Below are 12,701 nucleotides of genomic sequence, written 5' to 3' on the forward strand. Positions count from 1 at the left end.
GCAAGGATGCGCACCGCATGAGGGACCACACCGACACCGAACCCGGCTCACCGCGACTGACGAGATGGCTCGACGGACGACTCACCCGACTCGGCGTGACGGGGGTGTTCCCCCGGGACTGCCTGCTCGCGGTGGCGCTGACCGTAACGACGTTCGTCCTGCTGACAGTGCTCGTGTGGTTCGTGGCACCGGAGGACGGGGTGTCCTTCGACCCGGCGCGGGCGTGGCTGCTCATCGCCCTGTGCTGCGTCCAGGCGATGCTGCTGTGCCTGCGTCGGGTCCGCCCACTGCTCTGCCTCGCGCTCGTCGTCGGCCTTCAACTGCCGGTCATCGGCGCCTCCCTGCCCGAGGCGACCGTCCGGGGTGTCGCTCCGTTCGTCGTGGCGTACACCATCGGGTCGGTGCTGCCGTCTCGGCAGGCGCTGCTGGCCGTCGGCGCGGCCGTGGTGGTGGAGTCGGTCGGGGCGGCCGTCGTGGTGACCCCCAATCTCCTGACGGCCGTCGCGTACGTCTCCGCGAGCGCTCTGACCTACCTCAGCGCGGCCTTCGTCGGCAGGTACGTGGCCACGTCCCGCCGCTACGTCGAGCTGGTCCAACTGCGAGCGGAGGAGACGATCCGGGAACAGCACACGAAGATCCAGGGGGCGATCGGCGCGGAACGCGCCCGGATGGCCCGGGAGCTGCACGACGTGGCGGCGCACCACCTCTCCGGCATGGTCGTCCAGGCGGCGGCGGTCGAGCGGTTGATCGACCGGGACCCGGCCGCCGCGAAGGCCGGGGTGGCCTGGATCCGGAGCCAGGGCAAGGAGACCCTGGACAACCTGCGACTGGTCGTCGGTGTGCTGCGCGGACGCCCGGGGCACGAGGGTGGCGACGGTGGCGCACCGGTGCCGGGCCTGGGCATGCTCGACGACCTGGTCCGCACCGTCGGCACCCTCGCCGGTCCGGTAGAGCTCGTCCGCGAGGGGCAGCAACGCGAGGTGGCGCCGATCGCCGACGTCGCGCTCTACCGGATCGCGCAGGAGTCGCTCAGCAACGCCCGTCAGCACGCCCCGGGCGCGGCGGCGCGGGTGGTGCTCCGCTTCCTGCCCCGCTCGGTGTCCCTGGAGGTGGTGAACGAACCCGCCGCCCGGCGTGCCGTGCCGGCGGCGCGGACCGGCGGTGTCGGCCTGGTCGGGATGCGCGAGCGCGCGCAGCTGATCGGAGCGACGTTCGCGGCCGGCGCGACCGCGGCCGGTGGTTGGTCGGTCACCGCGACGCTACCCACGAACGATCCCGTCGCGTCGCAGCCCAACGGAGAGGCCCCGGCATGATCAGAGTGATGCTCGTCGACGACCAGGCGGTCGTCCGCGCCGGCTTCCGCGTCATCCTCGAGGAGGCCGGCGACATCGGGGTCGTGGCGGAGGCGTCCAGCGGTACGGCCGCCGTCGAGCTGGCCCGTCGGCTGCAACCGGACGTGATCTGCATGGACGTCCGGATGCCGCACGGCGACGGGCTCACCGCGACCCGAGAGATCGTCGCCACGGCAACGCCACCGGCGGTGCTGGTGGTGACGACCTTCGACCTCGACGAGTACGTCTTCGGCGCGCTGGAGGCCGGCGCCAGCGGGTTCATCCTCAAGGACTGCGAGCCGGAGGACCTGATCGAGGCGGTCCGTCGCCTCGCCGACGGGTACGGCCTCGTCGACCAGGCCGTCACCCGCCGGGTGATCTCGGAGTTCGCCAGGCGTACCCCCGCGCCCCGCTCGGACGCCGCGGCGGCCCACCAGCTGACCGCACGGGAGACCGAGATCGTGGAGTTGCTCGCGCAGGGGCTGTCCAATGTCGAGATCGCCGACCGGCTCTTCATCGAGACCAGCACGGTGAAGTCGCACCTCGGGCGTGCCATGGGCAAGATCGGCGCACGGGACCGGTTGCAGACGGTCGTGTGGGCCTACCAGAACGGTGTGGTCCGTCACTGAGAGGCACGCCGCTTCAGTTGATCCATTCCTTGGCGAGCAGCTCGTAGGAGCTGACCCGGTCGGCGTGGGCGTGGGTGATCGTGGTGACGAGCAGCTCGTCGGCGGCGGTGACGTCCCGCAGGGTCCGCAGCCGCTCGGCGACCCCCTGGGGTGATCCGACGAACTGGGTGTCCACCCGGTCGGCGACGAGATCGCGGTCGTCGTCGGTCCACGGCAGCGCGGCGGCCTGCTCCGGGCTCGGGAACGGCATCGCGCCCTCGCCGCTGCGGATGCTGCGCACCCACGGCCCGTACGGTGCGGCCAGCCGGCGGGCCGCGTCGTCGGTCTCGGCCACGACCACGTCGGCGGAGACCACCACGTACGGCTCGGCGAGCGTGGCAGAGGGTTGGAACGCGGCCCGGTAGGCGGCGACCGCGTCGAGGATCGACGAGGGGCTGACGTGGTAGTTGGCGGCGAAGGGCAGGCCCAGCGCACCCGCGAGCTGGGCGCTCTCCCCGCCGCTGCTGCCCAGCAGCCACACCTGAAGGTCGCTGCCCTCCCCCGGTACGGCGTGCGCGTCCAGCCCGTCCGCGTCGCGGTAGTCGCCGCGCAGCAGGGCCAGCACGTCGGCCACCTGCTCCGCGAAGGGTGGCGGCTGTGCGCCCGGCTGGTGCAGCAGGGCGGTGCTCAGAGCGAAGCGTGGTGAGGCGAGCACGCTGGCGTAGGAGAACGGTGGCGGAATGAGCAGCCCGTCGACCAGCCGGGCCGCCACCGGCGGCGGTGCGGGCGCGGCGCTCTCCCGGGCGGCCTCGATGCGCCGCTGACCGGAGCGGCCCAGCCCGAGGTCGATGCGGCCGGGGTACAGGGCGGCGAGGGTGCCGAACTCCTCGACCACCGACAGGGCGGTCCGGTGCCCGACCTGGACGGCACCGGAGCCGACGCGGAGCACGCTGGTGGCGGCGGCGACCTGCCCGATCAGCACGGCCGGCGCGGAGCTGGCGACACCTGCGGCGAGGTGGTGTTCGGCAAGCCAGTACCTGTGGTAACCGGACTGCTCGGCGCGGCGGGCCAGGTCGACGGTGTTGCGGAGGGCGTCGGTGACAGTGCCGCCGGCGGGCACCGGGGAGAGGTCGAGGATTGACAGTGGCGTGGACGGCATGGTGGTCCCCGTTTCTGGTCAGGCCGCCGCGGCGGCGGTCGCCGGCGGTGCGAAGGGGCGGCTGGGGATCTCCCGGCGCAGCACCGGGGCCACCTCGGCCTGGAAGAGTTCCAGGCTCTCCCGGTGCTGCTTGTCGGTCAGCCCGTCGTGGTCGGCCTGGAGGTGGATGACCTCGTGGCCGAACTGCTCGTGGTAGCGCAGCACCTTGTCCACCACCTGCTGCGGGCTGCCGACCAGGATCGAGCTGCGCGCGATGGCGTCCTCCAGGGTGTCGAAGACCGGCGGGATGCCGAGCCGCCGGAACGCGGCCAGCCGGGCGTCGAAGATCGGGCGGTACCGCTCGATGGCCTCCTGCGAGGTGCGGGCCACGTAGAAGCCGGCGGTGCCGGCACCGACGAGGGCGTCGGCCGGGTCGTGCCCGTAGTGGACCCACCGTTCCCGGTAGTGGCGGATGAGCTCGGCGTACGGCTCGATGGGGTTGGTGACGTTGGCGGAGAAGATCGGGTCGCCGTAGCGGGCGGCGAGGTCGACCGAGTCCCTGCTGGTGGCGCTGCCGTGCCAGATCCGGATGGGCTGTTGCAGAGGGCGCGGCCAGGTCTCGGCGTCGGTGAGCGACGGCCGGTACGTCCCGGACCAGGTGACCTTGTCCTCTCGCCAGAGCCGGCGGAACAGCTCGTAGCCCTCCCGGTTGCGGTCCCACTGGTCCTCGGCGGTGACGTGGAACAGTTGCGCCTGCGCCGCGCCGTTTCCCTTGCCGATGATCAGTTCGAGTCGGCCGTTGCTGAGGTGGTCCAGGGTGGCGTAGTCCTCGTAGGCGCGGACCGGGTCGAGCAGGCTGAGCGTGGTGACCGCGGTGAACAGACGGATGGTGGAGGTGCGGGCCGCGATGTGGCTCAGCACCACGGGCGGCGACGACGAGATGAACGGGCGCTCGTGGCGTTCACCGACGCCGTACCCGTCGAAGCCGAGTTCCTCGGCGAGGACTGCCGTGTCGACCACGTCCCGGAACCGGTCGGTGGTGCTCCTGCGCTGGCCGGTGACCGGGTCGGGCAGGTGGGTGATGAGCGTTATCAGCAGGAACTTCACGCCGGGACCGTCACTTTCGTGGGCAGGGTCAGGGTCGGGCGCAGCACCAGGGCGAAGCAGCGGGAGTACGGCAACACGTCGTACGGGGCGAACACCGGGATCGGCCGGTAGCCGGCCACCTCGTAGCGGCGTACCGCGTCGGGTTGGCGGTCACCGGTCTGGAGCACGATCCGCGCCGCGCCGAGCCGACCGGCGGCCTCCCGGAGCGCGTCGAGAAGTGCCTGAGCGACGCCGCGCCCCCGATGGGCGGGCAGCACGTACATCCGTTTGAGCTCCAGGTCGGCGCCGCGCCAGCGCAGCGCGGCGTGCCCGACCGCTGTGGCGTCGGCGGTGTAGGCCACACCGGTCCAGGCGACCGAGGTCGGGGCGATCACCTGCGCGTCCGGCAGATGGATCGGGTCGGCGAGGCGGTCCGCGTACCGCTGGCGCATCTCCGCCGTCATGGCCGCGCGCAGCGCGACGGCGTCCGGATCGTTCCACCGTCGCTGACACACGAGGGCCGGCGGGGTCACACCGCACCGACCGGGCGGGCGGGGCCGAGGCCGAGGTGGTCGCGCAGGGTGGTGCCGGTGTACTCGCCGCGGAAGACGCCGCGCTCCTGCAACAGCGGCACGACCTGGTCGACGAACTCGTCGAGCCCGCCGGGGGTCAGGTGCGGCACCAGGATGAAGCCGTCGGCGGCGTCCGACTGCACGAAGTGGTTCATCCTGTCGGCGACCTGCCGTGCCGTGCCGACGAACGACTGCCGGCCGGTCACCTCGATGATCAGGTCGCGGATGCCGAGCCCCTTCTCCTCGGCCAGCGCCCGCCACCGCCGCGCGGTGTCGACCGGATCGGGATACATGCCGGCGCGACCCCGGCTGATCGCGTCACCGGAGACGTCCGGGTCCTCGGCGGGCAGTGGACCCTCCGGGTCGTACCCGGACAGGTCCCGGTTCCACAGTTGTTCCAACAACAGGATGGCGGTCTGCGGGCTGACCTGCTGGCGGCGGATGTGGTGGGCGCGTTCCTGCGCCTCGGCGTCGGTGTCGCCGAGCACGAAGGTGACACCGGGGATGACAAGCAGGTCGTCGGGTTGGCGGTCGTACCGGGCCAGCCGGGACTTCACGTCCCGGTAGAAGTCCTGGCCGTCCTCCAGGGTGCCGTGTCGGGAGAAGATCGCGTCGGCGCTGGACGCCGCGAACTCGCGCCCGTCCGGAGAGTCGCCGGCCTGCAGGATCACCGGGTGCACCTGCGGGCTGCGGGGCACCGTGAAGTGCCCCGCGATGTCGAACTGGTCGCCGTGGTGGGCGAACCCGCCGGGGGCGGCCTCGGTGAGGTACCGGCCGGCGTCGCGGTCGCCCACGATCGCGTCCGCCGGCCACGACTCCCACAACTCGCGCGCCGTACGCACGAACTCGGCGGCCCGCTCGTAACGCAGCGAGCGGTCCAGGTAGCCGCCCCGGCGGAAGTTCTCCCCGGTGAACGCGTCGGAGGTGGTGACGACGTTCCAGGCCGCTCGCCCGCCGGAGAGGTGGTCGAGGCTGGCCAACTGCCGGGCCAGCTCGTACGGCTCGCGGAAGGTGGCGTTGAGCGTGCCGGCGAGACCCAGGTGCGTGGTGACCGCCGCGAGGGCGGCGAGCACGGTCAGGGTGTCCGGACGACCGACGACGTCCAGGTCGTGGACGCGGCCCCGCTGCTCGCGCAGGCGCAGCCCCTCGGCGAGGAAGAGGAAGTCGAACTTGCCCCGTTCCGCGGTACGGGCCAGGTGGACGAAGGAGGAGAAGTCGATCTGGCTGCCGGACGCCGGGTCGCTCCACACGGTGGTGTTGTTCACGCCGGGAAAGTGCGCGGCCAGGATGATCTGCTTGGGCATGACGGGTCTCCAGTGCTCAGGCGGTCGCCGTGGCGGCGTACCGGCTGGCCGGTCGGGGCAGGCCGAGCAGGTCACGCAGCGTCCCGGCCGGATAGTCGACGCGGAACAGACCGCGATCCCGCAGCGCGGGCACCACCGCCCGGGTGATCGCGGTCAGGTCGTCGGGAATCACGGCCGGTCGCAGCCGGAAACCGTCCACGCCGGCGCGGTGCCACTCGGTGAGCAGTTCGGCCAACTGCCCCGGGGTGCCGGCGAAAATGGCCGCGTCGGACGTGAACGCCTCGCCGTTCAGCTCGTCGAGACGGGCGCTACGGCGTCGGGCCGATGTCGACGACTCGTCGAGCAGGACGACCACGTCGGCGAGGACGCGCAGTCGCCCGTCGGTCCGGCCGACGGTCGCCTCGGCCGCCCGTACCTCCGCCACGATCGCCGCGGCGTGCCCGGCATCGGTCGGGGTGACGAAGACGACGTCGGCGTGGCGGGCGGCGAACGCGTACGTCACCGCCGAGTGGGCCAGCGCGGCGACGACCGGTTGCCCCTGCGGTGAGCGGGGCACGATGGAGGGACCCCGGACCGAGAACCACCGGCCGGTGAAATCGATGTAGTGCAGCCGCTCCCGGTCGACGAAACGGCCGGTCGGCACATCCCGGATCACGGCGTCGTCCTGCCAGCTGTCCCAGAGCCGGCGGACCACCTCCACCGCGTCGCCGGCCTCGGCGAGGAGGTCGTCGACGAACCGGACCGCCTCCGGTTCGTCGAGCCGGGCCGGGTCCAGCGGCGGGACGTCGCGGCGGCCGAAGTGCCCGGCCTCGGCCCTGCGGGCGGAGACGCGGGGCCGCCAACCGGCCCGACCGCCGCTGACGTGGTCGAGCGTGGCTATCGCCGTGGAGAGGTGGAACGGCTCGCTGTGGGTGGTGCTGGTGGTCGGGATCAGCCCGATGTGCCGGGTCAGCGGGGCGAGCCGGGCGGCGATCTGCACCGCGTCGAGCCGTCCCCGGAGCTGGTCGGTGCGGTCGTCGGGGCCGTCCGGCCGGGACGTCTGGAGGTCGAGGCTGTCCTCGATGGTGAGCAGGTCCAGTGCGCCGTGTTCGGCCTCGCCGGCGAGGGCGTTCCAGTAGCGGGCGGTCAGCGGCGCGGTCGCGTCGGCGCGCGAGAGCCGCCATGCGGCGGGGTGCCAGCCGAGACCGTCGAGCGCCACGGCCAGGTGCAGGCTCTGGTCGGTCATGGTGTTCCTCCTACGGTCGGCCGGCGGTGACCAGCGTGGGCAGCGCGTCCAGCAGGGACCGGGTGTAGTCGTGTCGGGGGTAGCTGAAGACGTCGCCGACCGGGCCCTGCTCGACCACCGCGCCGTCGTGCAGGACCAGCACCCGGTCGCTGAGGTGGTGCACCACACCCAGGTCGTGGGAGATGAACAGCAGGGCGGTGCCGTCGGTGGCCCGCAGGTCGGCCAGCAGGTCGAGGACCTGGGCCTGCACGGAGACGTCGAGGGCGGAGACCGGCTCGTCGCAGACGATCAAGCTGGGTCGGGGAGCGATCGCGCGGGCGATGGCGACCCGCTGCCGTTGGCCGCCGGAGAGTTGCCGGGGATGCCTGTCGACCAGGTCCGCGCCGAGACCGACCCGGCGCAGCAGGTCGACGACGCGGTCGCGCCGGTCCGCGCGGCTGACGTCGTTGCCGAGGTTCTCCGCGACGACCCGCCCGACGGTGTAGCGGGGGTCGAAGGAACTCAGCGGGTCCTGGGAGATCATCTGCAACCGGCGCCGCAGTGGGCGGCGGGTCCGCTCCCGTACGCCGGCCCACGCGGTGCCCTCGAACGTGACGGCGCCCGCGTCGGCGTCGAGCAGGCCGGCGACGATCCGAGCGACGGTGCTCTTGCCGGAGCCGGACTCCCCCACCAGGCCGAGGGTCTCGCCCCGGGCGATGGTGAAGGAGACGTCCCGCACGACCGTCTGCTCGCCGTACGTCTTGGTCAGCCCGGCCGCGTCGAGCACGGTGTCGTCAGCGCGGACCTCGGCACGGGCGGGCAGCGCGGCCCGTGCGGCCCCGGACCGGGGCACCCCGAGCCGGCGTCCCCGCGACGTCGCCGAGGGCACCGTGTCCAGCAACTGCCGGGTGTACGGATGCGTGGGTGCCCGCAGCAGCGTGCCGGTGGGACCCTGCTCGACGATCCGACCGTCGCGCAGCACCAGGACCCGGTCGGCGATCTGGGCGACGACCGCAAGATCGTGGCTGATCAGCAGCAGGCTCACCCCGGCGGCGCGTCGCTCGGCGAGCAGCCGCAGGATCTGCGCCTGCACGGTGACGTCCAGCGCGGTGGTCGGCTCGTCGGCGATCAGCAGGGCTGGTTCCCCAGCGATCGCCGAGGCGATCAGGGCTCGCTGGCGCAGCCCTCCGGAGAGCTGGTGCGGGTACTGCCGGGCGCGGCGCTCCGGCTCCGGAAGGTGCACCTCGTCGAGCAGATGGGTGACCCGGCCGGCCCGTTCCCGGCGGCCGACGATCTCGTGGGTGGCGAGCACCTCGCCGATCTCGGCACCCACCGTCCGCAGTGGGTCGAGGGAGACCAGCGCGTCCTGCAGGACCAGCCCGGCGAGCCGGCCACGGACCCGCCGCCAGTCCCGCGGTCGATGGCCCCGCACGTCCTGGTCGGCCAGTTCCAGCCGAGCGGCGCGGACGCGCGCGCCCGGCCCGGCGAGCCCGACCAGGGTACGAGCGGTGACGCTCTTGCCGGAGCCGGACTCCCCGACGACTGCCACACACTCGCCGCGCTCGACGGTGAAGCTGATCCCCCGCACCGCGGCCACCGGGCCGGTCGGGGTGTCGAAGTCGACGTGCAGGTCCTCGACCGTGACCAGGGGGGCCATCAGCGCCGCCGCCCGTCGAAGCGTGCCTGCCAGTGCCGGCCGACGACGGTCAGCGACACCACGGTTGCGGTGACCGCAAGGCCGGGCAGGATGGTGATCCACCAGGCCACCTGGAGGTAGTTGCGGCCCTCGGAGAGCATCGCGCCCCACTCCGGCGACGGCGGCTGTGGGCCCATGCCGAGGAAGCTGAGCCCGGCGGCGGCCAGGATCGCCTCGCCGAGCCCGATCACCGCGAGCACCGGCACCGGACCGACCACGTTGGGCAGCACGTGCCGCAGCACCAGCCGGGACCGGGACTGACCGAAGGTGACGGCCTGTTCGACGAAGCCTGCGCGGCGGACGACAAGTGTCTGACCACGGACCACGCGGGCGTGGTGCGGCAGGGTGGCGATGCCGATGGCGACGATCAGGCTGGCGGTGCCGGGGCCGGCGATGGCGATGAACAGCAGGGCCAGCAGCAGCATGGGGAATGCCGACAACGCGTCGAACGTGCGGCTGAGCGCCTCGTCGGCGGCCCGGTGCGTGAGACCGGCGAGCAGGCCGAGCAGCACCCCGCCGGTAACGGCGAGCGCGGTGGCGGCGACACCGATGGTGAGCGAGTGGCCGGCGCCGTGCACCACCCGCGCCCAGACGTCGCGGCCGAGGTGGTCGGTGCCGAGCCAGTGCGCCGCGTCGGGCGGGCTGAGCACGCCGAGCGGGTCGGCGGCGAGCGGGTCGCCGGGGGCGAGCGCCGCCGGCCAGGCCGCGGCGACCACCAGCAGGATCAGGTACGCCCCGGCGACGAGCAGGCCGGGTCGCAGCCGGGGCCGTCGGCGTACGGCCGGTTCGGCCGGATCGGCGACTGCCTGCGCCAAGGCGTCGGTGAGCGGTGGGCCCAGGGTGACGGTCATCGGTCAACTCCTTCGCAGTCGCGGGTCGACCAGCAGGTAGGCCAGGTCGGCGGCGGTGTTGACCACCACGTAGACGGCGGCCGAGAGGGTGACGACGGCCAGCACCACAGGCATGTCCCCGCTGGTGACCGCGCTGAGGGTGACCTGGCCGAGACCGGGCCGACCGAAGACCTGTTCGACGATCACGGCACCGCCGAGCAGGATGCCGAAGAGCCAACCGGCCAGGGTCACGGCCGGCAGGAGCGCGTGCCGCAACGCGTGGCGCAGCAGCACCGTGCGTTCCCGTACGCCCCGGGACCGGGCGGTGAGCACGAACGGCTCGTCGAGAGCCCTGTCGATGCCGTCGCGCAGCACCTGCGCCAGCAGCCCGGCGATGGGCAGCGCGAGGGTGACGGCGGGCAGCACCAACGCGGCGATCCCCCGATCACCGGAGACCGGGAAGAGCCCGAACCGGAACGACAGCACACTGAGCAGCAGGAGCCCGATCAGGAACGGCGGGGTGGACACCAGCAGCAGTTCGGTGCCGGAACTGACCCGACGCAGCCACGGTCGCCGGTCCCCGGCGGTGGCCACCGCGATGAGCAGGGCGAGCAGCACCCCGAGCCCGGCGGCGGAGACCGCGAGGGTGAGGGTGGGGGCGAGTTGTTCGCCGATCACCTCGGCGACGGGGCGCTGCAACAGGTACGAGCGACCGAGGTCGCCGCCGCCGAGCCGCCGGAGGTAGTCGAGGTACTGCACGACGGGCGGGCGCTGCAGGCCCCACTCGGTGATGATCTGGGCGCGGATCTGCGGGGTGTCGGCGCCGTCGCCGACGATGTTGTCCACGGTGTCGCCGGGGGCGGCCAGCAGCGCCAGGTAGGCGGCGGTGGCCGCGACCCAGAGGACGACCAGGCCGGCACCGAGCCGGCGGGCCACGGCACGTACGGGTGGGCGGCTCATGTCACTTGCCGATCCACAGGTCGTAGGCGCTGGCGGGAACCCCGGCGGTGGGCTCGAAGCGCACCCCGCCGACGCCGGTGCTGGCGGCGATCTGGTCGGCCGGGGCGTACAGCGGCAGCGCCAGGGCCTGCTCGGCGACGACCTGCTGTTGCACGTCGGCGTAGATGCCGGCGCGCTTCGTCGGGTCGGCGGTGGCCTGACCGGTCTCCAGGAGTTGGTCGATGCGCGGGTCGTTGACCTGGGTGCGGTTGATGCCGCCCTTCGAGTGCAGCAGCAGGTTGAGTGCGGCACCGGCGTCGGTGTCGGCCCGCGAGTTGTCGAAGACCTCGTACTCGTTGCGCTGGAACGAGTCCGTGGCGGTGCCCTGGTCGACAAGCGACACCTTGAGGTCGATGCCGGCGCTCTGCTTGACGGCGGCCTGGACGGCCTGGGCCAGGACGTCACGGCGGTCCCGGACGAAGGGTGCGGACTGCACGAGCCGTACGGTGAGCCGTTTGCCGGCCTTCACCCGGTAGCCGTCGGCGTCTCGGGCCGTCCAGCCGGCCTGGTCGAGCAGGGTGTTCGCCTTGGCGGTGTCGCCGCTGTAGCCGCCTTCGAGGCGCTTGTCGTACAGCGGGCTGGACGGGCTGATCACGCTCCAGGCGCGGGTGACGGTGTCGCGGTAGACCGACGTCAACACGGTGTTCACGTCGACGGCCTCCCGGAACGCCTGCCGGACCCGCAGGTCGTCGAAGGGCGCGTGGGAGGTGTTGAAGTAGTAGGAGTAGGCGGACCCGGAGTTGAGTTCGCGGTTCAGGCGCAGTGTCCGGTTGCCGGTGACCAGCGGCTGGTCGGTGGCCGGCACCCCCTCGATGATCTGCACCTGGTTGGACGTGAGGGCGCCGACGCGTACCGCCGACTCCTTGAGGAAGCGGTAGGTGATCCCGTCGAGGTAGGCCGGCCCGGTGTGCGTCGCGGTGGGCGGTGCCCAGTCGTAGCCGGCGTTGCGCCGATAGCGCAGCTCCTGACCGGGGACGTAGCGGTCCAGCACGAACGGCCCGGTGCCGACCACGTCGGTGCCACCGGCCTTGAGGTTCTTCGCCTGCCGCAGCGACGTCGGGGAGACCTGCGCGCCCTGCGGGGAGGCGAGGAAGTCGAGGATGAGCACGTCCGGCGCGCTGAGGACGAGCCGTACGGTGCGTGGGTCGACGCTCTCGACGGCCTTGAGGTTGCGTAGTTGGACGGCGGCGACGCCCGGGGCGTACCCGGGCTCCCGGAGTTTGTCGAAGTTGGCTTTGACGGCCGCCGAGTCGAAGGGCGTGCCGTCGGAGAAGGTGACCCGGTCGCGCAGCGTCAGGGTGTAGGACAGCCCGTCCGGCGTGACCGTCCAGCCGGTGGCCAGCCAGGGCACGAGTTTGCCCTGCTGGTCGTAGGTGAGGAGCGACTCGAAGGTGTTCCAGACCAGCAGGCGGGCCTTGGCCTGGGCGTACTGGTGCGGGTTGAGGGTGACCGGCTCGGTCTCCACGGCCCAGGTGAGGGTGCCGCCGGAGCGGGGCTGGCCGGCCGCCTCGGCGGCCGGGGTGGTGGCCGTGGAGCAGCCGGCGACGACGACGAGCAGTGCGGCGAGCGCGGCGGCGGCCAGGGTACGCAGACGGTACGCGGGCATGCGGAGATCTCCTGTCCAGGCAGGCGGAAGCGGGGTGCCGACAACGGACCCGACGCGTGGGCGTGGGCCGGTGGCGGTGTCGGTGCGGTGGTGGCGCGGCGGTGCGCCAGACCCCGGCGGGCCGGTGTGGCGGGCCGGGTCACGGGCGAGGGTGCCGGGTCAGGCCAGACAGGAACTCGACCACACGCGACCGAAGTCGATGTGGCCGCGGATCGTCAGCCGCAGCTCGCTGGACATGAGTTGAGTCCACCTTCAGGGCAGTGCTGGTGTCAACGAATCCGTCGCCGGATGTCGGCTATCGCACGGGTGGACGTCGATCCGTTGACG

General features: G+C 72.8%; 11 protein-coding genes. 2 read left to right on the forward strand and 9 right to left on the reverse strand.

Going from position 1 to position 12,701, the window contains the following annotated elements; all coding sequences use genetic code 11:
- Positions 1 to 17 precede the first annotated feature (17 nt).
- Both AB0O48_RS24150 and AB0O48_RS24155 read left to right on the forward strand, forming a co-directional pair.
- Complete coding sequence (locus tag AB0O48_RS24150) at positions 18 to 1,313, forward strand: histidine kinase (protein WP_357571078.1); 1,296 nt, start codon at positions 18 to 20, stop codon at positions 1,311 to 1,313.
- The gene (locus AB0O48_RS24155) at positions 1,310 to 1,960 is read left to right on the forward strand and encodes a response regulator transcription factor (protein WP_357571079.1); all 651 of its coding nucleotides are present in this window, start codon (positions 1,310 to 1,312) and stop codon (positions 1,958 to 1,960) included. Before AB0O48_RS24150 ends, AB0O48_RS24155 begins: the two co-directional genes overlap by 4 nt.
- A 13-nt stretch (positions 1,961 to 1,973) precedes the next feature.
- On the opposite strand, the gene AB0O48_RS24160 is transcribed toward AB0O48_RS24155, so the two are convergent.
- The 9 genes from AB0O48_RS24160 to AB0O48_RS24200 are packed head-to-tail and all read right to left on the reverse strand — an operon-like array spanning position 1,974 to position 12,374.
- Positions 1,974 to 3,098, reverse strand: coding sequence for an LLM class flavin-dependent oxidoreductase (locus tag AB0O48_RS24160; protein ID WP_357250149.1), 1,125 nt, complete (start codon positions 3,096 to 3,098; stop codon positions 1,974 to 1,976).
- An 18-nt stretch (positions 3,099 to 3,116) separates the two neighbouring features.
- Positions 3,117 to 4,184: an LLM class flavin-dependent oxidoreductase gene (locus AB0O48_RS24165; protein ID WP_357571080.1), complete on the reverse strand. Its 1,068-nt coding sequence runs from the start codon at positions 4,182 to 4,184 to the stop codon at positions 3,117 to 3,119.
- Positions 4,181 to 4,696, reverse strand: coding sequence for a GNAT family N-acetyltransferase (locus AB0O48_RS24170; protein WP_357250154.1), 516 nt, complete (start codon positions 4,694 to 4,696; stop codon positions 4,181 to 4,183). The genes AB0O48_RS24165 and AB0O48_RS24170 overlap by 4 nt, the downstream gene beginning before the upstream one ends.
- Positions 4,693 to 6,039: an NtaA/DmoA family FMN-dependent monooxygenase gene (locus tag AB0O48_RS24175; protein WP_357571081.1), complete on the reverse strand. Its 1,347-nt coding sequence runs from the start codon at positions 6,037 to 6,039 to the stop codon at positions 4,693 to 4,695. The genes AB0O48_RS24170 and AB0O48_RS24175 overlap by 4 nt, the downstream gene beginning before the upstream one ends.
- Positions 6,040 to 6,055: 16 nt before the next feature.
- The gene (locus AB0O48_RS24180) at positions 6,056 to 7,264 is read right to left on the reverse strand and encodes an LLM class flavin-dependent oxidoreductase (RefSeq protein ID WP_357571083.1); all 1,209 of its coding nucleotides are present in this window, start codon (positions 7,262 to 7,264) and stop codon (positions 6,056 to 6,058) included.
- A 10-nt stretch (positions 7,265 to 7,274) separates the two neighbouring features.
- Entirely contained in the window at positions 7,275 to 8,900 is a 1,626-nt protein-coding gene (locus tag AB0O48_RS24185; RefSeq protein ID WP_357571084.1) for an ABC transporter ATP-binding protein, read from the reverse strand.
- The gene (locus tag AB0O48_RS24190) at positions 8,900 to 9,790 is read right to left on the reverse strand and encodes an ABC transporter permease (protein ID WP_357571085.1); all 891 of its coding nucleotides are present in this window, start codon (positions 9,788 to 9,790) and stop codon (positions 8,900 to 8,902) included. Before AB0O48_RS24190 ends, AB0O48_RS24185 begins: the two co-directional genes overlap by 1 nt.
- Positions 9,791 to 9,793: 3 nt before the next feature.
- Positions 9,794 to 10,729, reverse strand: coding sequence for an ABC transporter permease (locus AB0O48_RS24195; protein WP_357571086.1), 936 nt, complete (start codon positions 10,727 to 10,729; stop codon positions 9,794 to 9,796).
- 1 nt (position 10,730) lies between these two features.
- On the reverse strand, positions 10,731 to 12,374 hold the full coding sequence (locus AB0O48_RS24200) for an ABC transporter substrate-binding protein (RefSeq protein ID WP_357571087.1): 1,644 nt from the start codon (positions 12,372 to 12,374) through the stop codon (positions 10,731 to 10,733).
- Positions 12,375 to 12,701 lie beyond the last annotated feature (327 nt).

The organism is Micromonospora sp. NPDC085948, from assembly GCF_040686315.1.
GTDB lineage: Bacteria > Actinomycetota > Actinomycetes > Mycobacteriales > Micromonosporaceae > Micromonospora.

Coding starts and splice junctions, on each gene's coding strand:
- AB0O48_RS24200 (WP_357571087.1), bottom strand. CDS start 12,374: ATGCCCGCGTACCGTCTGCGTACCCTGGCCGCCGCCGCGCTCGCCGCA.
- AB0O48_RS24160 (WP_357250149.1), bottom strand. CDS start 3,098: ATGCCGTCCACGCCACTGTCAATCCTCGACCTCTCCCCGGTGCCCGCC.
- AB0O48_RS24190 (WP_357571085.1), bottom strand. CDS start 9,790: ATGACCGTCACCCTGGGCCCACCGCTCACCGACGCCTTGGCGCAGGCA.
- AB0O48_RS24155 (WP_357571079.1), top strand. CDS start 1,310: ATGATCAGAGTGATGCTCGTCGACGACCAGGCGGTCGTCCGCGCCGGC.
- AB0O48_RS24195 (WP_357571086.1), bottom strand. CDS start 10,729: ATGAGCCGCCCACCCGTACGTGCCGTGGCCCGCCGGCTCGGTGCCGGC.
- AB0O48_RS24180 (WP_357571083.1), bottom strand. CDS start 7,264: ATGACCGACCAGAGCCTGCACCTGGCCGTGGCGCTCGACGGTCTCGGC.
- AB0O48_RS24175 (WP_357571081.1), bottom strand. CDS start 6,039: ATGCCCAAGCAGATCATCCTGGCCGCGCACTTTCCCGGCGTGAACAAC.
- AB0O48_RS24150 (WP_357571078.1), top strand. CDS start 18: ATGAGGGACCACACCGACACCGAACCCGGCTCACCGCGACTGACGAGA.
- AB0O48_RS24185 (WP_357571084.1), bottom strand. CDS start 8,900: ATGGCCCCCCTGGTCACGGTCGAGGACCTGCACGTCGACTTCGACACC.